General features: G+C 75.4%; 15 protein-coding genes and 1 pseudogene. 9 read left to right on the top strand and 7 right to left on the bottom strand.

Annotated elements, in window-relative coordinates; all coding sequences use genetic code 11:
* Window positions 1-640: 640 nt before the first annotated feature.
* Complete coding sequence (locus IPL61_26690) at window positions 641-2500, top strand: serine/threonine protein kinase (GenBank protein MBK9034809.1); 1860 nt, start codon at window positions 641-643, stop codon at window positions 2498-2500.
* A gap of 7 nt (window positions 2501-2507) precedes the next feature.
* Here IPL61_26690 and IPL61_26685 read toward each other — a convergent pair whose 3' ends face one another.
* Both IPL61_26685 and uppS read right to left on the bottom strand, forming a co-directional pair.
* Entirely contained in the window at window positions 2508-3380 is an 873-nt protein-coding gene (locus IPL61_26685) for a phosphatidate cytidylyltransferase (GenBank protein MBK9034808.1), read from the bottom strand.
* Between the two features lie 612 nt (window positions 3381-3992).
* Window positions 3993-4742, bottom strand: coding sequence for a di-trans,poly-cis-decaprenylcistransferase (gene uppS / locus IPL61_26680; protein ID MBK9034807.1), 750 nt, complete (start codon window positions 4740-4742; stop codon window positions 3993-3995).
* A gap of 96 nt (window positions 4743-4838) precedes the next feature.
* Between uppS and IPL61_26675 the strand changes: the two genes are divergently transcribed.
* The 3 genes from IPL61_26675 to IPL61_26665 all read left to right on the top strand — a co-directional run bounded on the left by IPL61_26675 (window position 4839) and on the right by IPL61_26665 (window position 7435).
* Window positions 4839-5687 carry a PspA/IM30 family protein gene (locus tag IPL61_26675; protein ID MBK9034806.1) on the top strand — a complete coding sequence of 283 codons (849 nt, stop codon included), beginning with the start codon at window positions 4839-4841 and terminating at the stop codon, window positions 5685-5687.
* Between the two features lie 117 nt (window positions 5688-5804).
* Window positions 5805-6785: a hypothetical protein gene (locus IPL61_26670; GenBank protein ID MBK9034805.1), complete on the top strand. Its 981-nt coding sequence runs from the start codon at window positions 5805-5807 to the stop codon at window positions 6783-6785.
* A gap of 23 nt (window positions 6786-6808) precedes the next feature.
* Window positions 6809-7435: a PilZ domain-containing protein gene (locus IPL61_26665; GenBank protein ID MBK9034804.1), complete on the top strand. Its 627-nt coding sequence runs from the start codon at window positions 6809-6811 to the stop codon at window positions 7433-7435.
* Between the two features lie 349 nt (window positions 7436-7784).
* Here IPL61_26665 and IPL61_26660 read toward each other — a convergent pair whose 3' ends face one another.
* Complete coding sequence (locus IPL61_26660) at window positions 7785-8408, bottom strand: DUF3575 domain-containing protein (GenBank protein MBK9034803.1); 624 nt, start codon at window positions 8406-8408, stop codon at window positions 7785-7787.
* Between the two features lie 86 nt (window positions 8409-8494).
* Here IPL61_26660 and IPL61_26655 point away from each other — a divergent pair, with 86 nt between their 5' ends.
* The 3 genes from IPL61_26655 (at window position 8495) to IPL61_26645 (ending at window position 12070) form a co-directional block, all read left to right on the top strand.
* A complete protein-coding gene (locus IPL61_26655; GenBank protein MBK9034802.1) occupies window positions 8495-9451 on the top strand; it encodes a hypothetical protein in 957 nt (318 codons plus the stop codon).
* Window positions 9448-11598 (top strand): transglycosylase domain-containing protein, encoded by a 2151-nt coding sequence (locus tag IPL61_26650; GenBank protein MBK9034801.1) that lies wholly within the window; start codon window positions 9448-9450, stop codon window positions 11596-11598. The genes IPL61_26655 and IPL61_26650 overlap by 4 nt, the downstream gene beginning before the upstream one ends.
* 94 nt (window positions 11599-11692) lie before the next feature.
* Window positions 11693-12070, top strand: coding sequence for a DUF937 domain-containing protein (locus tag IPL61_26645; protein ID MBK9034800.1), 378 nt, complete (start codon window positions 11693-11695; stop codon window positions 12068-12070).
* Between the two features lie 469 nt (window positions 12071-12539).
* Here IPL61_26645 and IPL61_26640 read toward each other — a convergent pair.
* A pseudogene (locus tag IPL61_26640) lies at window positions 12540-13422 on the bottom strand (neutral zinc metallopeptidase).
* A gap of 85 nt (window positions 13423-13507) precedes the next feature.
* On the opposite strand from IPL61_26640, the gene IPL61_26635 reads away from it, so the two are divergent.
* The gene (locus IPL61_26635; protein ID MBK9034799.1) at window positions 13508-15013 is read left to right on the top strand and encodes a CehA/McbA family metallohydrolase; all 1506 of its coding nucleotides are present in this window, start codon (window positions 13508-13510) and stop codon (window positions 15011-15013) included.
* A 4-nt stretch (window positions 15014-15017) separates the two neighbouring features.
* Here IPL61_26635 and IPL61_26630 read toward each other — a convergent pair whose 3' ends face one another.
* The 3 genes from IPL61_26630 to IPL61_26620 are packed head-to-tail and all read right to left on the bottom strand — an operon-like array spanning window position 15018 to window position 22087.
* Window positions 15018-18710, bottom strand: coding sequence for a S8 family serine peptidase (locus tag IPL61_26630; protein ID MBK9034798.1), 3693 nt, complete (start codon window positions 18708-18710; stop codon window positions 15018-15020).
* A 9-nt stretch (window positions 18711-18719) separates the two neighbouring features.
* A complete protein-coding gene (locus tag IPL61_26625) occupies window positions 18720-19268 on the bottom strand; it encodes a hypothetical protein (GenBank protein MBK9034797.1) in 549 nt (182 codons plus the stop codon).
* Window positions 19265-22087 (bottom strand): CHAT domain-containing protein, encoded by a 2823-nt coding sequence (locus tag IPL61_26620; protein ID MBK9034796.1) that lies wholly within the window; start codon window positions 22085-22087, stop codon window positions 19265-19267. The genes IPL61_26625 and IPL61_26620 overlap by 4 nt, the downstream gene beginning before the upstream one ends.
* Before the next feature lie 283 nt (window positions 22088-22370).
* Here IPL61_26620 and IPL61_26615 point away from each other — a divergent pair, with 283 nt between their 5' ends.
* Window positions 22371-22709 carry a hypothetical protein gene (locus IPL61_26615; protein MBK9034795.1) on the top strand — a complete coding sequence of 113 codons (339 nt, stop codon included), beginning with the start codon at window positions 22371-22373 and terminating at the stop codon, window positions 22707-22709.
* The last annotated feature ends 2 nt before the right edge of the window (window positions 22710-22711 follow it).

Here is a 22711-nt window from a genome sequence, read left to right as displayed (position 1 = left end):
CGATGACGCGATGACGCGATGACGCGATGACGCGATGACGACGCGATGACGCGGTGACGCGGTGACGCGGTGACGCGGTGACGCGAAGACGCGGTGACGCGAAGACGCGGTGACGCGGTGACGCGGTGACGCGGTGACGCGAAGATGCGGTGGCGGCCCCGCGGTGACGCGGTGGCGCGATGACACGATGACGACGCGATGCGCAGGCGATGACGCGGTGGCGCGGTGACGACGCGATGCGCAGGCGGTGACGCGGTGACGCGATGCGCAGGCGATGACGCGCAGGCGATGACGCGCAGGCGATGACGCGCAGGCGATGACGCGCAGGCGATGACGCGATGACGCGATGACGCACAGGCGATGACGCACAGGCGATGACGCGCAGCCGGTCACAGACGATGTAAGAACCAGCGCGCCGCCCTCGGCTAGGGTCCGCGCACATGGGCGCGCGAGCGAAGGTCCTGGTTGTCCCTGGTCGAGCGGCGCGGCGCGGTGCGCGGGTGCGTGCGTGCGCGCGGGTGCGTGCGTGCGCGTCGTCGTCCCAGGACCGCGCCGACGACGCCCCACCGACGCCGCCCGACGGCGCCGCCGCTCGCGACGACGCGCGCGCGCGGGCCGACGGCGCCCACGACGGCGCCCTGTGCTGCCGCGACTGGGCGCCGTGACCGAGGCGGGCTCGGAGCGCGCGGTGGGGACCTCGGCGCCGCCCGCCACCAGCGCCGCGCCGCCCCCGCGTCCGCCCGAGGCTCGGGCGCGCCCGGCCACGCTCGGCGCCTATCGGCTGTTCGAGCGGCTCGGCGTCGGCGGCAACGCCTCGGTCTACCGGGCGCGACGCGTCGACACGCCCGACGCGCCCGACGTCGCGCTCAAGCGCCTGCACCCGCACCTGCTCGGCGACGACCTGGCGATCCAGTCGCTGGCGCGCGAGGCCCGGCTCGCCTACCTGCTCGATCACCCGGTCATCCGTCGCGTGCTGTCGCTGGGGCGCGAGCCGGAGGAGCTGTTCATGACCATGGAGTACGTCGACGGGGTCGCGCTGACCGAGGTGCTCCGGCGCGCGCGCGCGCCGCTGCCGGTGCGCGGGGTCCTGGCGCTGCTGCGGCGCCTGTGCGACGCGCTCCACCACGTCCACGAGCTGGTCGACGAGCGCGGCGCGTCGGCGGGCATCGTCCACCGCGACATCTCGCCGTCCAACCTGCTGGTGTCGACCGACGGGCGGCTCAAGCTGATCGACCTGGGCGTGGCCCGCTCGCAGGCGGCCGAGCACGCGACCAACTCGGGCTTCATCAAGGGCAAGTACGGCTACATGGCGCCCGAGGTGATGCACGGCGAGCCGTTCGATCGGCGCGCCGACGTGTTCTCGGTCGGCGTGGTCGCGTGGGAGCTGCTGACCCGGACCCGGCTGTACCCGGTCGGCAACCCGCCGGTCGACCTCGACCGCGTGCGCGGGCGCGTGGTGCCGCCGCCGTCGACGATCGAGCCGCTGTGCCCGGTCGAGCTCGACGCGATCGTGCTGCGCGCGCTGGCGGGTGCGCCCGAGGACCGGTGGCCGACGTGCGCGGCGCTGGGCGCGGCCCTGGCGCGGGCGGCTGGCCGGCTGGGGGCGGCGCTGACCGACGCCGCGATCGCCGAGCTGCTGGACCCGCGCGACGTGCAGGCGCTGCCGGCGGTGCCCGAGCGCGGCCGCGTCGCCCGGCCCCGGTTCCCGCGCGGCACGCCGGCCGAGGTCCCGACCGCGTCGACCCAGGCGAGCCGCGCGCCGACGGCGACGCCGACCCCGACGCCGGTGCCACCCACCGCCACGCCGACGCGCTGCCCGCGGTGCCGGCGCGCGTTCGCCCTGGGCGCGGCGCTGGGCGCGCTGGCGACGATCGCGGCGGTGCTCACGGGCGCGATGGTGTTGTTGCCGGCGACCGACGCGTCCGTCCGCGTGGCCCCCGCGAGCGCGCCGCCGCGCGCCGCCGGGGCGGTCGCCGTGTCGGTGGTCGGCGCGGCGGCGGTCGACGCCTCGCCGCGCGACGCCGGGGCGGTCGCCGTGTCGGTGGTCGGCGCGCCGGCGGTCGACGCCTCGCCGCGCGACGCCGGCGTGGCCGACGCCTCGCCGCGCAACGTGTCAGTGGTCGACGCGTCAGCGGTCGCCGCGCCGGTGGCCGCCGCCGCGCCGCGCGATGCCGGGGTGGTCGACGCGCCGGACGCGCCGGACGCGCCCGCGCTCGATCGCGGCCTCGCGCTCGACGTCCGCGCCGCCGACGTCACCCGGCTCGACGGGCCGTGGCCGCGCAGCCGCAGCTCCGACGCGCGCTTCCGCGCCAACCTGTGCGTCGACGCCGCCGGCGCGGTGCAGTCGGTGGCGGTGCTCGACGGGCCCGCGCGCCTGGCGCCGCGCATCACGCACGCGCTCCTGCGCTGGCGCTACCAGCCCTACCGCGCCGCCGGCGTCGCGCGGCCGGTGTGCTTCGACGTCGAGGCCCGCGTGCGCAAGGTCCGCCGCGGCGGGTGAGCGCGCGCTACAGCGCGCCGACGAACGCGCGCACCTGCAGGTACACGTACACGTACGGCGCGAAGAACAGCACCGCGTCGATGCGGTCGAGGATGCCGCCGTGGCCGGGCAGGATCGCGCCCGAGTCCTTGACGCCGGTCGAGCGCTTGAACAGCGACTCGACCAGGTCGCCCATCTGGCCGAGCATCGCGCCGGGCACCGCGAGCAGCACGAGGTCGAGCCAGGCGAGGTGGTCGAGGCGGACGAGCTTCATGACGATCGCGGCGACGAGCGAGCCGACGACGCCGCCGACCGCGCCCTCCCAGGTCTTCTTGGGCGAGACCGCCTCGTAGAGCTTGTGCTTGCCGAGGAACCGGCCGGCGAAGTACGCGCCGGTGTCGCCGACCCACGGCACGACCAGCACGAACAGCACGAGGTCGCCGCCGGCGTTGCCGCCGCCGTCGCGCTTGAGCGCGGCCGCGGTCGTGAGCAGGACGCCGGCGTAGAAGATGCCGAACACCGTCGCCGCGTAGCGCGTGGCCACGGTCGTCATGTCGCGGAACCGGAACAGGTAGTAGAGGCCGGGCCCGATCACGCCCAGGAACAGCACGGGGTAGGTGCTGCCCTCGCGCGCCAGGATCTGCCACGCCCGGGTCTGGGGCAGCGCCGCCGGGTGCAGCCAGTAGAACGCCAGCACCGTCAGGCCGCCGAACACCAGCCCCGCCACCCGATCGCTGCGATCCGGCAGGGTCATCGAGAACAGCTCGTACATCGCCAGGAGCGACGCCGCGAACACGATCGCCCAGGTCGCTACCGGCGTGTGCAGGTAGAACGCGAGCAGGAGGACGGGCGCCGCGACGACGGCGACCAGGAAACGCGACGCGAGGTTGCCGAGGGCCACTGGCGCGCAGCTAACCCCGCGGGGCCGTGGCCGTCAAGCGCCGGTCGGCTCGACGTCGACGGCGTCGTCGACGGCGACCAGGGACCGCGCCGCGAGCCGAGGCCCCCGCGGGGCCGTGGCCGTCACGCGCCGGTCGGCTCGACGTCGACGGCGTCGTCGACGGCGACCAGGAACCGCGCCGCGAGCCGAGGCCCCCGCGGGGCCGTGGCCGTCACGCGCCGGTCGGCTCGACGTCGACGGCGTCGTCGACGGCGACCAGGGACCGCGCCGCGAGCCGAGGCCCCCGCGGGGCCGTGGCCGTCACGCGCCGGTCGGCTCGACCAGGGACCGCACCGCGAGCCGAGGCCGCCGCGGGGGCGTAATCGTCACGCGCCCGTCGCCAGCGACGTCGCCGGCGTCGTCGACGGCGACCAGGGACCGCGCCGCGAGCCGAGGCCCCCGCGGGCCGTGGCCGTCACGCGCCGGTCGGCTCGACCAGGGACCGCGCCGCGAGGTCGCCGAGGCCGCCGCGGGGCCGTGGCCGTCACGCGCCGGTCGGCGCGACGTCGACGGCGTCGTCGACGTCGACCAGGGACCGCACCGCGAGCCGAGGCCCCCGCGGGGGCGTAGTCGTCACGCGCCGGTCGGCTCGACGTCGCTGGCGTCGTCGACGAGCTGGGCGCCGGTCAGGCCGAACCGCCGCTCGCGGTTCGCGTACTGCGCCAGGCAGCGCCCCAGCTCGGCGCGCCGGAAGTCGGGCCACATCACGTCGATGAACACCAGCTCGGCGTAGGCCAGCTCCCACAGCATGAAGTTCGAGATGCGCTGCTCGCCGCTGGTGCGCACGAGCAGGTCGAGCTGCGGCAGCTGGGCGGTGGGCAGGTAGCTGCCGAGCCGGTCGGCGTCGATCGCGCGGGCGTCGACCGTGCCGGCCGCGACGTCCCGCGCCAGCGCGGCCGCGGCGGCGGCCAGCGACTCGCGGCCGCCGTACGACAGCGCCAGGGTCAGGGTCATCCCGCGGTGGTGGGCCGAGTCGCGGCGCAGGGCCTCGAGCGGCTCCCGCACCATCGCCGGCAGCCGGTCGAGGTCGCCGATCGCGTGCAGCCGGATCTGGTTGTCCATGATCTCGGCCCGCTCGTCGTGGAGGTAGTCGCGCAGGAGCTCCATCAGCCCCCGGACCTCGTCGGCGGGCCGGGCCCAGTTCTGGGCCGAAAACGCGTACAGGGTCAGGGCCTCGATGCCGAGCTCCCGGGCGGCCCGGGTGATGTCCCGGACGCTCTCGGCGCCGACCCGGTGCCCCTCGAGCCGGGGCAGCCCGCGCACCTGTGCCCACCGGCCGTTGCCGTCCATGATGATGCCCACGTGGCGTGGCAGTGCGCTCATGGCGAAGGGGGGCCACGTAGCACGCGCGGTCGTGACGTTGCAACACGGCAGTTGATCCCGTAGGCTCGAAGGACCGGCGCAACGCGGGAAAAATCCATGGGAATCTTCTCCAGACTCGGCACGCTGATCAAGTCCAACATCAACGACCTCATCACCAAGGCTGAGGATCCGGAGAAGATGCTCACCCAGGTGCTGCTGGAAATGCAGCAGCAGCTGGCCGACGCCAAGAAGGCCGTCGCGGTGGCCATCGCCGACGAGAAGAAGCTGCAGAAGCAGACCGTCGCCGAGCAGGACAAGGCGAAGGAGTGGGAGCGCAAGGCGATGGTGGCGGTGCGCGGTGGCGACGACGGCCTCGCGCGCCAGGCGCTCGCGCGCAAGCAGGAGCACGAGAACGTCGCCGGTCAGTTCCAGACCCAGTGGGTCGCGCAGAAGCAGGCGGTCGAGAAGTTGAAGGACGCCCTGCGGCTCCTCAACAACAAGATCGAGGAAGCCAAGCGCAAGAAGAACATCCTCATCGCGCGGAAGAAGCGCGCCGAGGCCCAGCAGCAGATCGCCAACACGATGCAGGGCCTGGGCGACACCAGCGCGTTCGACACGTTCGATCGCATGGCCGACCGGATCGCGCTGATGGAGGCCGAGGCCGAGGCCGGGGCCGAGCTGGCCGGCGAGCTGTCGGGCGACACGCTCGAGTCGAAGTTCCTCGCGCTCGAGGCCGGCGGCGCCAACGACGACGACGCGCTGGCCGAGCTGAAGGCCAAGATGGGCCTGGCCCTCGACGCGCCCAAGGGCGGGGCGGCGCCGCAGCTCAAGGCCGGCGAGGACAAGGACGAGGACAGCCCCGGCGTCAAGGAGACGATCGCGGGCTCGAGCTTGTCGGCCGAGGATCTGAAGGAGCTCGAGGACCTCGACCTGTCGGATCTCGACACCGGCGCCAGCGCCAAGTAGGGCCCGGAGGTCACGGTGCGGCGTGAAACACCGACGACACCGCCTCCGCCAACCCGGCGAGATCGCGCCGCGCGGCCCCGTCTCGATGGGGGAACGCCGCTTGCATCACATCGCGGCATGAGCTCCCGTGGTCTTGCTGCTGCCCTGGTCCTGGCCCTGATGGCCGCGGGACCAGCTGCGGCCGAGGACCGCAGCAAGCCTCGGGTCGGCAAGGTCACCCTGAAGGTCGCGGAGGTCTTCCCCGAGACCCGCCAGGCGCTGGTCCTGGACCGGGAGACCGGCAAGCACGTCGTCGTCAGCGAGGGCGATCACGTCGGCAAGTACGAGGTGGTCGAGGTCGGCGACAACGAGGTGATCGTCCGGCTGGGCACCCGCGAGCTGGTGCTGCTGGTCGATACGCCGACGCCAACCGCACCGGCGCAGCCGCCGACGGTCGCGCCTGTGGCCTCCGGGCCGGGGCTGCTCGATCCGTACGCGGCGGCGACGCGGCCGACGGTGACCGGGCCGACGGTGACCGGGGGCCCGATCGATCCGTACGCCCCGGTCGCGCCCGTGATTCCGCCGCCGATGGGGCCGATCCGCGAGGTGCTCGCGCCGGCGCCCCAGCGGGCTGGGGCGACCAGCTCGGCGCCGGTCGACCCGTATGCCACCGCGGCGATCCCCGTGCCGGCGATCCCCGTGCCGGCGACCCCCTCGCCCGCCACGCCCGCCACGCCCGCTCCCCCGCGCGCAACGCCCGCGCCGGCCACCCCTGCGCCGGCCCCGGCCACGCCGGCGGTCGAGGCCATCCGGATCGAGTCGGTGACCCTCAAGCGCGCCGAGCTGACCCGGTCCCTGGCCGACTTCGACAAGCTGTCCAAGGACATCGGCTTCGCGCGCACCGCCGCCGGGGTGCGCCTGACCACCGTCGGCGCGGGCACGTACTTCTACGGCCTCGGGCTGCGGTCGGGCGACGTCGTGACCGCCATCGACGGCGCCCCGCTGCGCGGCCTCGACGACGCGGCCGGCGCCTACGCCCGGCTGGGCTCGGCCAAGAAGCTGACCATCGCGATCGACCGCGCGGGCGTGCAGGGCACGCTCCGCTTCGCCCTCAAGTAGCGCGATCCTGGTATCGTCAGGCCGTGCGCGTCGTCCTGCGGCTGGACTCGCCGTCCGAGTGGATCAAGGTGTTCGATCCGCGCGACGGCACGCTCGCGGTCGAGGTGTCGCCGCGGGCGGTGCTCGGCGACACGCTGCGCATCGATCTCCTGTGCGGCGAGGGCGGGCCCCGCGTGATCCTGCGCGGCCAGGTGATCGGGCACCGCGGCGACGAGGTGGCGCTGGTCGGGCTGGGCCCCGCCGAGCGCGAGAAGGTCAACTACATGAACGGGTTCGTCCGCGGCGGGTTGCTCAACCTGCGCGAGAACCGGCGCATCCCGGTGCGCCTGGCCGTCACCTACGGCGGGCTCAAGGGCCCGGTGAAGACCCACACCCGCGACATCAACGATCGCGGCGTGTTCGTCACCACCGACGAGCCGCTGCCCGAGGACGCCGAGGTGCACCTGATCATCACGATCCCGGGGCAGGCCGAGCCGCTGTCGGTGGTCGGGCGGGTCACGCACACGGTCGTGCCCGAGGATGAAGACGTCGCGGGCATGGGCATCGTGTTCCGATCGAGCGCGGCCGACGCCGAGCTGATCACCACGACCATCGACGCGCTCGAGCAGGCGTTCCTCGCCGGCACGCTGCCGGAAGACACGCTGGCGTAGCGGGCCACAGGCGCACGCCGCGCCGGAGCCCAGGGGTGCTCTCGATCCGCGCCGGCCGCGTGCGCGAGGTGGAGGCGAGGCGGAGCCGGTTGCCGGGTGGACGGCAATGACGCACCGCCTGGTACCTCGCCGCAGGGGATCTGACCGGTTGCGGGCGTCGAGGCGCGCCGAAGGCGAACCGACGCGGGCTCTCGCTGGAACTCGAGGGGTTCAACGCGGGGCGATGGATCGGCGTCAGGATCATGGGTACTGGATCGCGCACGAGGCGCGGCGCAGCGGGCGACCGCAGCTGCGCGCTGGGGCTGGCCCGCCGCGCGACCGGTGCGGTCGCGCGGTCGCGGTCAAGCGCTCAGAAGCTCCAGCCGAGGTTGAGGTTGACCAGCGGGCGCACCCGGCTCTGCTCCTCGGTCGCGGTCGAGGCGCCGTCGGTCGCGTGGGCCTCGATCGCGGTGATCGCGATGCCGAGCTGGGCCTCGACGGTGAAGCCGCCGCGCGCGGTCCACTTGTAGCCGACGAACGGGCCGACGCTGAGGCCGTCGCCGGCGGCCTGGACCCCGTCGGGGTTGTCGCCGAGCTTGACCAGCAGGTACATGACCTCGGCGCCGAGCTGCACGCCCTGGCGGAACGAGCCGACGACGTAGTACCGGACGCTGCCGCCGAGCTCGGCGGCGGTGAACGACAGGTCCTGGCCGGCCGCGGACGTCGCGGTGATCCGCCCGGCGCCGAGCGTGCCGGCGACGCCGAGCCTCGGCCCGAGCCGGTACTCGCCGGTGACCTCGAGGATCGGGAACAGCAGGTGCAAGGGCGACACGGTGAGCGCGTAGGGGCGCTCGGGCACCGGCGCTTGCGGGCGCCCAGGCTCGGTCTCCTCGGGCGGCGGTCGGTACGACGCGGGCGGCGGTTCGTGCGGCGCCTGGGCGGCGGCGAGGGCGGGACCGACGACGAGGGCGCCGAGGACGACCGAGATCCGCATCCGATCACGATACCGCGGCCGCGGTGCTGGCCACGAGCGCGCCGGTGAAATTGCGGGGCGTCGACGGTTTGTGGCAGTGTGCGTCGATGAAGCGCCGCCCGCGCGCACCGACGCCGCCCGCCGTCACCTGGCGCGACGGCGTGCACGTGCTCGGCACGTCGATCTGGTGCGACGCGCGCCGGGCCCGGGCGGTGTGCTTCGTGTCGGCGGCCGACCGGACGGCCCGCGCCGGCCACGGCCAGCTGATCGCCACCGCGACGACGCTGGCGCTGCTGGGCGCGCGCGCCGACGCGCACCTCGCGGCGCCGCTGCACCGGACGTTCTCGCTGGGGACCACGCGCCTGACGCTCTTGCCCAGCGGCTACGCGCCGGGCGCGGCGGCGCTGGTCGTCGACACCGGCAGCCACCGGGTGCTCTACGCCGGCGCGGTCGATCCGCGGCGCGCCGATCTGGCGCCGTGCGACACGCTGGTGGTGGCCGCGCCCTACGGCGAGCGTCACCACGAGTTCGCGGCCGACGCCGAGGCCCGCGCGGTCGCGCTGTGCCAGCAGATCGCCGCCGACGGCGCGGTCGCGGTGGTGCTGGTGACCAACGCGCTGCGCGGCCTGGCGGTGGCCGAGCGCCTGGCCGCGGCCGGCCTGGTCGTCGCCGCGCACCGCGCGATCGTCGACGGGGCCACCCGCCTCGCGAGCGCGGGCCTGGCGGCGCCGGCGGTGCGGCGCAGCGTCGCGCGCGCGAGCGTGCTGGTGTGGTTGGTGCGCGATCGGACGCGGGTCGCGGCGGCGCTGGGCGCGCGCCCGGCGCGGATCGTCCTGGCGTCGGGGCTGGCGTGCGAGCGCGAGCAGGTGCGGGCGCTGGCGGTCGACGCCGCGGTGCCGTGGAGCGGCGCGGCGGATCGCGCCGGCCTCCTGCGCTTCATCGACCAGAGCGGCGCGGCGGCGGTGGTCGTGACCGGCGCGTGCGCGGCGACGATCGCGGCGGCGGTGGGGCCGCGCGCGCGGGTGCTGGGGCCGCCCCAGCAGATGGCGCTGTTCGCGTCATGACCCCGGTCGTCATCGGCAACCGTCGACGAGGCGGCGGCTGGTGGCGGCTCGCGCTGGTGGTGATCGCGTGGCTGGCGATCGCGGCGCCGACGGTCGGCGCGCTGTGGGCGATCACGACCGTGCGCGGGTGGGCGCGGACGCTGCCGCCGGTGCCGGACCTCGCGGCGTGGCGGGCCCGCGCGCCGGCGACGTCGACGATCCTGGCCCGGGACGGCACGGTCCTGACCGAGCTGCCGTTCGACGACGGCGGCGTGGTCGGGCGGCGGCGGCTGGTGGCCCTGGCCGAGGTGCCGCCGGTGCTGATCCAGGCGGTGCTCGCGGCCGAGGACGTGCGCTTCTATCGGCACCACGGCGTCGACTACGCCGCGGTGGCGCGCGCGGCGTGGATCAACTGGCGCGCCGGGCGCACCGTCGAGGGCGCGTCGACGATCACCCAGCAGGTCGCGCGCAACCTGGTGCCGGAGATCGGCCGGGCCCGCTCGGCCGAGCGCAAGGTCCGCGAGGCGCTGGTGGCGCGGCAGCTCGAGCGCCGCTGGCCCAAGGACACGATCCTCGAGTCGTACCTGAACTTCGTGTTCCTCGGCAGCGGCGCGTACGGGGTCGCGGCCGGCGCCGAGGACTACTTCGGCAAGGCGCTGGCGGCGGTCACCGTCGACGAGGCCGCGCTCCTGGCCGGGCTGATCCAGGCGCCGACGCGGCTCGATCCGCGCCGCGATCCGACCGCGGCGCGGGCCCGGCGCGACGAGGTGCTGGCGCGCATGCGGCGGGCCGGGTTCATCGACGAGGCGACCCGGGCCGACGCGGCGGCGCGGCCGCTGGCGCTGGCGCCGGCCGGGCCGCCCGCGGTCCGCGCGCCCTGGTACGCCGACCACGTGCGGCGGTTGCTCGAGGAGTCGATCCCGCTCGAGGTCGCGCAGGGTGGGCTCGAGGTCGAGACCGCGGCCCTGCCGGCGCTGGCGGCGCGGGTCGACGCGACGCTGGCGGCGACGACCGCGGCCTGGGCCGACGACGTCGACGTGCCCGAGGCGGCGGCGATCGCCTGGGATCATCGCAGCGGCTACGTGCTCGCGGTCGCCGGCGGCCGGGCCTGGCAGCTCGGCGGGTTCGATCGCCTGACCCAGGCATGTCGCCAGCCGGGCTCGGCCTGGAAGCCGATCGTCTACGCGGCGGCGCTCGAGCGCGGCGCGCTGACCGAGGGCACGGCGCTGCGCGACGCGCCGATCGCCGAGTACGACGAGGCCACCGCGGTCCACTGGAAGCCGCGCTCGGGCGCGCGCTTCCGCGGCGTGGCGGTCGCGGCCGACGCGCTCGCCTACTCGCTCAACACCTCCGCGATCGACGTGCTCGACCGCGTCGGCGCGCCGGCGGTGATCGACCTGGCGCGCCGGCTCGGCGTCACGACCGCGATCTCCGAGCTGCGGCCGATGGCGCTGGGCGCGTCGTGCGTGATCCCGCTCGAGCTGGCGCGCGCGTACGCGATCGTTGCCCGCGACGGCTGGGACGTGGCGGTGCGGGTGATCGTGCGCGTGCGCCACGGCGACCAGGTGCTGTTCGACGCGGCCGCGCCCGACGATCCCTGGCTCGACCCGGCCCGGCGGCTCGATCGCCTGGCGGCGGTGGCCGGCCTCGATCCCGCGGTCCGCGCCGGCGCCACCCGCGGCCGCATCGTCGACGAGCGCACCGCGTTCCTCGTGCGCGATCTGCTGGTGGGCGTGGTGACGCGCGGCACCGCACGCGCCGCGCGCGCGCTGGGGCGCCCGGCCGCGGGCAAGACCGGCACCACCAACCACAACAGCGACACCTGGTTCGTCGGGCTGACCGCGGACACCACCGCCGCGGTGTGGATCGGCCACGACGATCCCGCGCGCTCGCTCGGGCGCGGCGCCGACGGCGCCCACGTCGCGTTGCCGGCGTGGATGGAGATCGTGCGCGCGGTCGAGGGCGCGCGACCACCGGCGCCGGTGCCCGGGCCGCCGCCGGTCGGGCTGGCGCGCGTCCGGATCGATCGCGAGACCGGGCTCCTGGCCGCGCCCGGCGGCGGCGGCGCGCTCGACCTGTGGTTCGCGCCCGGGACCGCGCCGACCGAGCGCGCCGGCACGATCACCGGCGCCGGCGTCGACTTCGGCCGCGCCGCGCGGCAGTTCTGACCGCGGCCGCTACCCCAGCGCGGGCCCGGTACCGGTGGGGGCGCGCGCGGGCACGCGTCCGGTACGGCGGCGGGGCGGCGCCGGCGCCTCTGCTATGGTCGCCGCCATGACCGACGTGAACGAAGAGAAGACCAAGGTCGCGGGCGCGCTGGGCGACCTCCTCAAGGGTGGCGGCGCGGCCGACATCGTCAGCAAGCTCGGCCAGCACGGGCTCGGCGACATCGCGTCGTCGTGGGTCGGCCTGGGCAAGAACCTGCCGATCTCCGCCGATCAGATCAGCAAGGTGCTCGGCAGCGGCGCGATCGCGTCGATCGCGTCCAAGCTCGGCATCTCGACCGAGCGCGCGACCCACTCGCTGGCCGAGGTGCTGCCGCACGCGATCGATCACATGACGCCCACCGGCGAGCCGCCGGCGGTCGACGCCGAGGCGCCCGAGCCCGGCGGGCTGATGGCGAAGATGTTCGGCGGCTGAGCCGCGCGCCGTCGCCCGACCTCCAGGTCGCGGGCGGCGACCGTGGCGTCGTCGGGGCGCGTGCCGCACGCCGCGCGGCCGCCAGGTCGCGGGCGGCGACCGTGGCGTCGTCGGGGCGCGTGCCGCACGTCGCGCGGCCGACGGGTCGCGGGCGGCAACGGGGCGTCGTCGGGGCGCGTGCCGCACGCCGCGCGGCCGCCAGGTCGCGGGCGGCGACCGTGGCGTCGTGGGGGCGCGTGCCGCACGCCGCGGGGCCGCCGGGGCGCGGCGGCGACCGTGGCGTCGTCGGGGCGCGTGCCGCACGTCGCGCGGCCGCCAGGTCGCGGGCGGCGACCGTGGCGTCGTCGGGGCGCGTGCCGCACGTCGCGCGGCCGCCAGGTCGCGGGCGGCGACCGTGGCGTCGTCGGGGCGCGTGCCGCACGCCGCGGGGCCGCCGGGTCGCGGCGGCGACCGTGGCGTCGTCGCGGAGCTACAGGTCGCGGGCGGTGAACGTGTCGCACGCGCCGAGCGCGCCGGCCTCGAAGCCGCGCTTGAACCACTTCGCGCGCTGCGCCGACGAGCCGTGGGTGAAGGTCTCGGGGTTGACCTTCTGGCCGGCCATCTTCTGCAGGCGATCGTCGCCGATGGCCTGGGCCGCGCGGATGCTCTCCTCGATGTCGCCGACCTCGATCAGCTTGCTTCTTGGCGGTGCCGTTGGCCCAGATGCCGGCGTAGCAGTCGGCCTGCAGCTCCAGGCGCACCGACAGCGGGTTCTCGAGCGACTTGTTGCCGGCGACCTGCCGCCGGACCTCGTCGTCGGTGCCGAGCAGGTTCTGGATGTGGTGGCCGTACTCGTGGGCGAGCACGTACGCCTGGGCGAAGTCGCCGGGCGCGCCGAAGCGCTCGCGCAGGTCCTGGTAGAACGTCATGTCGATGTAGGCCTTCGAGTCGGCCGGGCAGTAGAACGGGCCGACCGCCGCCGACGCCGGGCCGCACGCGGTGTCGACCGAGTCGCTGAACACCTTCAGCACGGCCGGCTGGTAGCGCTGGCCCTCGGCCGCGAACACCTTCGCGAACGTGTCCTGGATGTCGTCGACCGCGTAGTTGATGAAGTCGAAGAGCTCCTGCTCGTCGGCCGACATCGCCGGCGGCGGTCCGCCCGAGCTGGCGCCGCCCTGGCTGGCGGCGGTGCTGCTCTCGTCGCTGCCGCTGCCGACCGGCAGCTCGACGCCGAACGCCTGCGCGATCAGCGCCACCAGCGCCAGCAGCGCCGCGCCGCCGCCGCCGACCTTGAGCGCCGCGCCGCGCCCGCTCGCGCGCTGACCGCGCGCGTCCTCGACGTACTGCGACTTGTGGCCGCGTTCCCATTTCATGGCCGGCAGGATACCGGTTCGGCCCGGCCGCCGCACCCGCGGTTACCCGGCCCGGCACCGACCGGACGCGGTACGATCGCCGGCCATGCTCGCGCTGGCCGCCGTGATCTCGACCCTGCACCTGACCGGCGCCGTGCCGCTCGACGGCGGCGCCTACCACCTGGTGACGTTCGACGTGCCGGCCGGCACCGTCGAGTTCACGGTGGCCCACGACGACGGCTCCGACTACCAGATCCTCGACTGGGGCGTCTGGTCGCCCGCCGGGTTCCGCGGCTGGGGCGGCGGCCTGACCGACCCGGCGGTGATCGGCGTGGCCGGCTCGTCGCGCGGCTACCTGGCCGGGCCGATCGCCGCCGGCGCCTGGACCGTCGTGATCGGCAAGGCCAAGCTCGGTCCGGATCCCGGACAGTACACGCTCGACCTCGAGTTCCGCGACGCCGCGACCGTCGCGCCCGAGCCGGCGGCGCCGTGGACGCCGGTCGTGCTCGATCCGACCCGGCGCTGGTACGCCGGCGACTTCCACGTCCACTCGCGCGACTCGGGCGACGCCTCGGCCACGCTCGATCAGATCGTCGGGTACGCCCGGGGCCGCGGCCTCGACTTCGTCGTGCTGTCGGATCACAACACCAGCGCCCAGTACCCGCACCAGGCCGCGGCCCAGGCCGGGGTCACCGATCTGCTGCTGGTGCGCGGCGCCGAGGTCACGACCTACGGCGGCCACGGCAACGCGGTCGGGATCGCGCGCTACGTCGATCACCGCGTCGGGCTCGGCGGCGTCGGCGCGCCGTCGATCGTCGCCGACGTGGTCGCGCAGGGCGGGCTGTTCATCGTCAACCACCCCGAGCTGCGCCTGGGCGAGCTGTGCATCGGCTGCGGCTGGGATCACGCCGACACGCCGTGGGCGATGGTCAGCGGTCTCGAGATCCAGACCGGCAACGCCGATCTGACCGGCGGCCTGTTCACGCCCCGGGCGATCGCGCGGTGGGATCAGCTGCTCGACGCCGGCAACCTGCTGGCGGCGATCGGCGGCAGCGACGATCACCGCGGTGGCACCGAGGGCGGCGCGACCCCGGCCTTGATCGGCGGGCCGACCACGATGGTCCTGGCCGACGAGCTGTCCGAGGCGGCGATCCTCGCGGCGGTCCGAGCCGGGCGCACGGTCGTGAAGATGCGCGGGCCCGACGATCCGATGGCGGAGCTGATCGCGGTCGATCCGGTCGACGCGGCCCACCGGGCCGAGCTCGGCGACACGCTGCGCGCGGTCGGCCAGGTCCGGCTCGAGGTCACCGCGCCCGCGGCCGAGGGCGCGACCGCCGAGCTGTGGCGCGACGGCGCGCTGATCGAGGCCGCGCCGATCGTCGGCGGCCACGCCGCGTTCACGCGCGCGGTCACCGGCGCGCGCGAGCGCTACCGGGTCGAGCTGTCGGGCGCGACCGGGCGCTCGACGATCACCAGCCACGTCTACGTCGAGGGCGATCCGGCCCTGGCCGACGACGGCGGCTGCGGCTGTCAGGGCGGCGGCGCCGGCGCCCGGGGCGCGCCGCTGCTGGTGGCCGCGCTGGCGCTGGCCCGACGCCGACGCCGGCGGTGATCGGCTACAGGCGCGCCCGCAGCAGCGCCGAGCCGTCGGCGCGCGCGAGCTGATCCCACGCGGTCGGGGTCGGCCCCTGCTCCGCGAGCCAGGCGAAGAACGCGACCTCGTCGGCGACGACCGCCCGGTCGGCGGGCGCGAACCGGGCGAGGGCGTCGGGGTCGTCGACGGTGACCGCGGCCACGGCCTCGGCGGTCTCGAGCGGCATGCGCTTGCGGCCTCCGCCCATCAGCGTGCCGAGATCGATCTCCTCGAGCGGCTCGCCGAGCAAGCGCTCGAGATCGAGCACGCCGGTGCCCATGCCGTCCGCAGGTCCCGACAGCGACCGCACCGCCCGCCGCACCGCCCGCCGCGCGGCCGCGGCCAGGCCGGTCACCCCGAAGCGCGCGATCAGCGAGTCGCGGCCCCAGTACGACAGCCAGTTCGCGACCGCGCCCGCGACCATCGCCGTCGCGAACGACGTGCCGGTGCCGGCCCGCACGCCGTCGCCGGGGCCCGCGGCCGCGCACCACACGCCGACCCCAGGCGCGGTCACGGCGACGGCGTCGCCGCGGCTCGAGCCCGACCAGCGGCGCAGCTCCCGATCGCACGCCCCAACGCCGATGACCTCGGGGAACCGCGCCGGCCACACCACCACGCGCACGCGGTTGCCGGCGGCCGCCACCACGATCACGCCGGCGCGGGTCGCGTCGCGGACCGCAGCGTGGAGCGCGTAGGACCAGAGGCCACCGGCGGACAGCGAGATCACGTGCGCGCCGCTCGCGACCGCGCGCTTGATCGCCTTGACCATGCCCACCATCGACAGGTGCACGACCGACCGCGAGATCCGGTACGGCAGGATCGACGCCTCGGGCGCGACGCCGACGATGTGGCCTTGATCGCGCTCGCGGCTGACGAGCACGCTGGCGGTGCTGGTGCCGTGCCCCGGGAACAGCCCGAGTCCGTGCTCGAGCCGATCCTCGGGTGTCGCGTCCTCATCGACGTAGTCCCAGCCGAGCCCGGCGAGCACCGCGCCGTCGAGATCTCGGTGCGGGGTCAGCCCGGTGTCGAGGTGTGCGACCACGACGCCGGCGCCGCGGGTCCGGCCGGTCGGGCCGACCCGGCGCCACGCCTCGGGCGCACGGATGGCGCGCAGGGCCCAGTCGGCGTCGCCGTCGGCCGGTCCCTCCTCGGGGCCGTGGCCTCCGCGCGTGGCCCACAGCGGCTCGGCGAACGTCAGGCCGGCGGCGCCGCGCAGCGCGTGGATCCGGTCCCAGGCCTCGGTGACCGTGACCCCGGCCGGCGGCAGCAGCAGCGCCGTGTCGTCACCAGCGAGGCCGGCGATCGCGGTCCAGCCCGGCGCGAGCGTCGCGGGATCGTGGCGGCCCAGGCCCACGTGGATCGCCTCGAGCGCCGCCGGCGCGGTCGCCAGCGGGTCGATCGGCGCAGGGCCGCCCATCGTCCGCGCGACCACCGCGTCGTTCATCGCGCGCTGCCGGTCCTGCACCTGGCGCCACAGCGCGGTGTCGGCCGGCGCGCGCGTGAACGCGGGGCCGGTCGGCGCGGCCGCGCCACCCATCAGCGGGGGTGGCGGCGGCGGGTAGAAGCTCGGGCCGAGCGCGGCGAGCGGCGGTGGCGGCACCGGCGCGGTCCGCGGCACCGGCCAGCCGGCGCCGGGCACGCCGTCGAGCAGCCTGGCGAGGCTGACCGCCTCGTGGACGCGCGGCACCTGCGCGAGCAGCGGCTCCGGCGCGCAGAACCGATCGAGCACCGTGCGCACGATGCTGGCGTGATCGAGCGCGACGTCGCACACGCCCGGCGCCAGCCACGGCGACACGAACAGCGCCGGCACGCGGAAGCCTCGTCGGCCAGGGCCCGCGGGGCCGTCCGCGACGGCCGACGGATCTGCGCCTGCCGAGTCGTAGAACCCGCCGTGCTCGTCGTAGGTCACGACCAGCAGCCAGTCGGTGTGCCCGGTCGCGGTGAACTTCACCAGCGAGTTGTAGACGTCGGCGAGGAAGCCCTGCCCGAACTTGACGTCGGCCGGGGGATGGTCGTCGCTGGCGTGGCTGGCGCCGAAGTCGGCGATGTTCGGCTCGATCCAGCTCACCGCCGGGAGCTGTCCCTGGGCCGCGCCGCGGTGGAACTCATCGACCGGCACGATCCGGGTCTGGTCGAGCGCCCAGCGACGGTACAGCTCGAGGAACGTGACGTCGCTGCGGTAGTAGCGCCAGCGCGCGCCCTGGGCCTGCAGCACGTCGCACACGGTGAGGAAGTCGAACAGGTCGAAGCCGCCCTCGGCGTTGTCGAGCGCGCCGCCCGAGGTTCCCGACAGTGCGTAGTTCCGGTTGGGCCAGGTCGAGCCCGGCACCGCTGCGCGCCAGGCCCGGCACACGCACCCGTGCTCGACCAGGTGGGCCAGCGTCGGGATGTTGGCGACCGGCTGGTACGTGAGCACGTCGCCGAGGTTGGGCGGCTGGCGCGGCGCGTACGGCCCCAGCCAGTCGCCGGCCGCGTTGGCCGTCTGCGCCGCGGGCCCGTGGGGTGGATCGACGATGACCTGCGAGGTCGTGGCCGCGGTGAAGGGGTAGGTCGTCGGGCCGTGGGTCGCCTGGTAGTTCGGCATCGTGCCGAGCGCGGGGTGCGCGGCGAACAGCGCCGCGAGCATGTGATCGTAGGAGCGGTTCTCCATCATCACGACGATGAGGTGCTGGAGGCGCCCGCTCGGCGTCGGGGCTGGCGCGGTCGACAGCGGCGGCGGCGCGCCGCGCACGGTGGTGTAGTCGAGGACCAGCCCGGCCGCGGTCACCTGCACGTCGAGCAGCTCGTCCATCCGCACGAGCCGGCGCAACCACGTGGTCGCGGTGGCGAGCACGCCGGCGCGCGGCCCGGCGAGTTGCTCGACCAGCGCGGCGCGGAGCGCGGTGGCCAGGCGGTCCTTGGCGTCGACCAGCGCCAGCAGGTTCGCGAGGCCCTTCAGATCGCCGGTCAGCGTCACCGCCACCGGCGTGATCGCGAGCGCACCGCGGACGACCGCCAGGCCGGCGCGGATCGTCAGGCGGGCGTCGTCGATCCCGCCCAGCGAAATCCCCTTCTTGAGCCGGACGTCGTCGCACCCGAGCACCAGCTCGATGCCGCCGCGCGGCAGATCGTCGGCGGGCGGCACGAACTGGATCGCGCGCTTGTCGATCCGGCCGCGGGTGATCGTGATGCCGCGGACGACGTTGACGTGGTGCGCCCAGCCCTCGGGGATGTAGCCGACGAACTGGCGATCGCAGCCGACGTCGAAGTGGCCGTCGACCACCGCCGCGGTGAGGCCGATCTCTCGCAGCGCCATGACCGCCATGTCGTTCAGCTTGGGCAGCGGCGCGATCTCGCGCTCGAACGCCGCCGGATAGGCGATCTCGAGGGCGGCGACGCCGCGGGCCGCGCCGGTGTTGACGACGCGGACAGACCAGGTCTGGCCGAGGCCGGCGTGGTCATCGGGGATCTGCCACGTCAGCGCGAGCTGGTTCAAGTTCCCGACGTACGGGGCGGTCACGGCGACGCCGTGCGGGTCGTGGAGGGCGGCGGTGACCTTGCAGTTGTCGGCGCCGACGACCGCGCGCACGATCACCGCGCCACCGGTGGCCGGTCGAAGCTCGATGGCGCGCGCCGGCCCGGCGGGCAGCAGCACGAACTCGGGGCTGATGAACTCGCGTTGACGGTAGCTCGGCATCTGAACCTCTCAGGTGGTGCGGGCGCGAAAGGACGCGAGCGCGCGGGCGGCGGCGGCGCGCACCGACGCGGCTACGGGCGGTGGCGTCGCGGTGGAGGACTTCATCAAGGCGTCGCCGACGGCGTCGGGTGTGACCTGCAGCAGGGCGTCGACGTGCTCGGCCAGCGCGGCGGCGTCGCGGCCGGCGGTGGCGGCGGCGGCCTGCGCCGCACCCCGGGCCTTGTCGATGATCTCGACCTGGGCGCGCGCGCGCAGCGCCGAGATCACCGCCCGGCCGAACAGGCCGGTCATGATCGAGCTGGCGATCATGCCGAACCCGTCGGCCGGCTTGACGACGAACAGCATGATCACCGCGGCCGCGGCGCCGACCATGATCTCGGCCGCCACGCGCGTCACCGTCTTGGTGGCCGCGTCATCGGGGTCGGGCGTGATCACCCCGGCGACCGCGCCCAGCCAGTGGGTGAAGCCGCCGATCGCGCCAGCGCCGGCGGCGACGGCCAGGACCGTCCAGGTGTCGGGGTCGCGCAGGTTGGTGACGAGCTCGGTCGAGGTGGTCATGGCGACGGCTCCGGGTCGAGGGCGCAGGTCGGGGCGTGCACGTGCGCGTGCGCCGGCGCGTACGCGGCGTAGGCGAGGCCCATCGGGTTCAGGTCGCGCAGCAAGCTGCGCCGCATCGCCAGCATCGCGGCGCCGACGCGCTCGCCGCGCGCGAGGCGCTCGAGCAGCTCGCGACCGACGACGGTCGCGACGTCGGTGAACACCTCGATCGCCGTGCCGATGACACCGACGGCGCCGAGCCGGCGGAAGCGCTGGATGAACTGGCTCAGGTTGTTGGCGTCGAACGCAGCCGTGTCGCAGCCGTTGAGGAACACCAGCGGTGTGCGCCGGTGCCAGGTCCAGCCGGCCGGACCGACCGGCAGGTCGGAGGTGTAGATGTACTCCTTCCATTGCTGCGGCCCGACCCGGAGCGCGAACCCGAGGGCGGTCTGATCGCCGTGGCAGAAGAAGTAGACCAGCGGCTCGTCGCCGCGCTTGAGCTGTTCGAGCACCGCGGCGCGGGCGGTGGCGGGCGTCGTGGCGGCGATCGTCGCGACGCCCCTCAGCGCGGTGAAGTGCGCCGCGAGGCACGCGAACTCGTGCGGGGCGATCGTCACCGCCGCCGGGAGCGAGGCGCTCGCGATCTGCACGACGCCGAGCGCCGGGGGTTGGGTCCCGGCGACCTGGTACGGCGGCTCCTCGAGCTCGAGCCGCATGCCCCAGAACCCGAACGGGCAGACGGCGGAGCCGGGGGCGGTGACGGCCGGACAGGTCGCGCGGGCGGCGCAGCTCGCGGGGCGATCGACGATCGTCGGATCGGCGCGCGAGTCGTCGATGAAGTGCTGGCACAGCGGGGTGGTCGCCCCGGCGTCGAGGGGGAGATCGTACGCGAGGGCCCACGGCACGGTCGCGCCGCCGACGTGGCAGCGCGCGATCTGGAGCAGGTGGTCGTCGCCTGCGAGCGTGGCCTGGAACTCGGCCAGCACCTCGTCCTGGGTCCGCGGGCCGTTGGCGCCGAGCGCGTTCTCGATCAGATCGGCGTAGAGCTGGCGCCCGGCGGCGGCCAGCGCGGCGATGGCGTCCGCGCGACCCTGCTCGTTGGCGTGGTCGCGCGGGCCCGCGAAGGCGTACGACGGGCGGGGCAGCGGCTGGCCCTGGGCGCCCACGCCGCCGAGCACCTGGCCCAGCGCGGTGCGGCTGCCCTGGACGAAGCCCAGGCGGTTGCGGGCCAGATCGGTCGCGGCCTGGACCGCGAGCGGGTCGAGCTCGAGCGGCCACGGCGCGGCGCCGGGCATCGCGCCGCCGGCGCGGCTGTACGCCGCTAGCCAGTGGGTGCCGGTCGCCGCCTCGTTGAAGATCAGCGTGCGCGCCGGCGCCGGCAGGTCCGCGAACCCTGGCTGGAGCGCGACGTTCCAGTCGCACCGCTGCCGCACCGTCCCGGCGTCCGCGCCGACGGTCGTGTGCAGGACCACCGAGGCGATCAGGTGGTCGCGCACGAACAAGGCCGCGCGGATCGACAGGCGCCCGGGCTGGCGCGGCGTCGCGGTCGTCGTGACGATCGCGCTGTCGCCGTAGCGGGCCAGGTCGAAGTCGAAGCGGCGCTCGGCGAGCTCGACCGCGTCGCGGGGCGCGAACAGCACCAGCACCGCCCGCGTCGTCGCCCAGCCCGGGCCGAGCAGCTCGGTCAGGACCTCGTCGTCGACGACCGCGCTCGCGGCGTCCGCGCGCGCGGTCTCGAGCACGGCGAACGCGAGCGGGTAGGGCGTCGCGACCTCGAGCGCCGGGCGCGCGGTGGCGCGGCCCAGCCGCGGGCGCGGCCGATCGCTCCACCACAGGTTGGCGTGGCGCACGTAGCGCGCGGTGGCCAGCACCTGCCGGACCCGCTCGCGGCGGGCGAACAGGTCGAAGGTCCGGGTGACGCCGTGGAGCTCTTGATCGAAGTCGATCGCGTCGAGCTGCGCGTGGCCGGCGTCGAGGAAGTCGCGCGAGCGCGTGACCAGGTCGGAGACGTCGACGCTCGCCTTGACCGACGTCGCCGAGCTCGTGCGCTCGGCCTGCTCGAGGATCGCGCTGCTCAGCCGCAGGTCGTCCTCGCCGCCGCGCATGAGATCGAGGCGCAGCGCGCTGGTCGGCAGCCCGGAGCGCGCGGCGGCGGTGGCGGCGGCGGCGTCCAGCGGCGCGTCGTGCTGGAGCGCGCGGTAGAACTCGCGCAGGAACTCGGGGCCGCGCTCGGGCGTCGCCAGCGTCAAGGTCGAGGTGCGATCACGCGGGCTCACGGGCGCGGTCGCGCCGGTGCGGATGGTCAAGCGGGTCGCGCGGTGCCAGTCGGGCAAGCGTTGATCGCGGTCCAGCTCGACGACGTCGGCCGCGCCGGTCGCGCGGCGCCAGCCCTGGCCCTCGACGTGCCGCACCATCGGGTCGAGCGTGATCGCGGCGGGCGCCGCGACGTCGACGGCGAGGTCGAGCGGCAACGTCAGGCGCGGCCGGGACGGCGCCGGCGGCCCTTCGATCGTGACCAGCGCGGTCGGCCACCACGCGTGCAGCCAGGTCGGCCACGGGTGCTGGCGGACCCAGGTGACGAGCTCGCGGCTGCCGCTCGCGACCACGTGCAACCGCACCAGCGGCTCGTCGACGCCGGCCACCGCGTCCGTCAGCGCGCTCGCGATCCGCGGCGCCAGCCTAGCGATCATCGGACCTAGCCCGCCTTCGTCGACGACCGCGCGCGCGAGGTCCTCGTCGGGGTACAGCACCGGCGCCGCGGCGCGCGGCTGCGGGTAGCTGGTCGACTCGCGACGCAGCGTGATGGTGACCGCCAGGCGACGCCGGGTGTGGCGACGCACGTCGATCGCGACGAACAATCTGGACCAAGGACCCATGGGAACGCCCCCCGGACGTGCCGCCTTGTGGCGACCGCACCACACGGTCGCCGCGGCGACGATATCTCAAGGTAGCGTTCTGGGCGAGTGCATCGTTTGTGCCGACTCTGACCGTCCCCCCTGAGGTGGCGCGAAGCCCGGTGTCCACTCGCGCGGACCACCGCGCCAGGGTGTCGTCTGGGCTGGACACCCAGCGGGTTGCTACGAGCAGCACGCGCGGTTCTCGGGCGGCGCGTACCTGCCGATCGTGAGCCGGTGCCTGGCGTGGAGCGATCGACCGCTGGCCGAGGTGCTGGTCGAGCGCGAGGCCCAGGCCGTCAAGCTGGTCGAGCTCGACGGCGCGGTCGCCGAGGCGGTGCAGCGCCTCAAGGACGCGGGCTTCACCAGCGGCAACCTGAAGCCGGTGGTGGTGGCGCGCATCAACCCGCTGCGGTTCGTGCGGGCCAAGCCCGGCCAGCCGGTGCGCGGCGACCTCGATCAGGTCATCGCCAAGATGCTCGCCGGCGCGCGTGGCTTCGACGCGTCGAAGGTGAAGGAGGCCGACATCGCGGCGGCGGCGGCCATGGGCGGCGGCAGCGACGAGTAGTC

It is taken from the genome of Myxococcales bacterium (assembly GCA_016717005.1).
GTDB lineage: Bacteria > Myxococcota_A > Polyangia > Haliangiales > Haliangiaceae > UBA2376.
This window is presented reverse-complemented; position numbering and strand designations above follow the sequence as displayed.

Bases quoted from the DNA above. Each gene is read 5' to 3' on its own strand.
- uppS (MBK9034807.1), bottom strand. From the start codon at position 4,742: ATGAGCGCACTGCCACGCCACGTGGGCATCATCATGGACGGCAACGGC.
- IPL61_26675 (MBK9034806.1), top strand. From the start codon at position 4,839: ATGGGAATCTTCTCCAGACTCGGCACGCTGATCAAGTCCAACATCAAC.
- IPL61_26670 (MBK9034805.1), top strand. From the start codon at position 5,805: ATGAGCTCCCGTGGTCTTGCTGCTGCCCTGGTCCTGGCCCTGATGGCC.
- IPL61_26660 (MBK9034803.1), bottom strand. From the start codon at position 8,408: ATGCGGATCTCGGTCGTCCTCGGCGCCCTCGTCGTCGGTCCCGCCCTC.
- IPL61_26655 (MBK9034802.1), top strand. From the start codon at position 8,495: ATGAAGCGCCGCCCGCGCGCACCGACGCCGCCCGCCGTCACCTGGCGC.
- IPL61_26650 (MBK9034801.1), top strand. From the start codon at position 9,448: ATGACCCCGGTCGTCATCGGCAACCGTCGACGAGGCGGCGGCTGGTGG.
- IPL61_26645 (MBK9034800.1), top strand. From the start codon at position 11,693: ATGGTCGCCGCCATGACCGACGTGAACGAAGAGAAGACCAAGGTCGCG.
- IPL61_26635 (MBK9034799.1), top strand. From the start codon at position 13,508: ATGCTCGCGCTGGCCGCCGTGATCTCGACCCTGCACCTGACCGGCGCC.
- IPL61_26630 (MBK9034798.1), bottom strand. From the start codon at position 18,710: ATGCCGAGCTACCGTCAACGCGAGTTCATCAGCCCCGAGTTCGTGCTG.
- IPL61_26625 (MBK9034797.1), bottom strand. From the start codon at position 19,268: ATGACCACCTCGACCGAGCTCGTCACCAACCTGCGCGACCCCGACACC.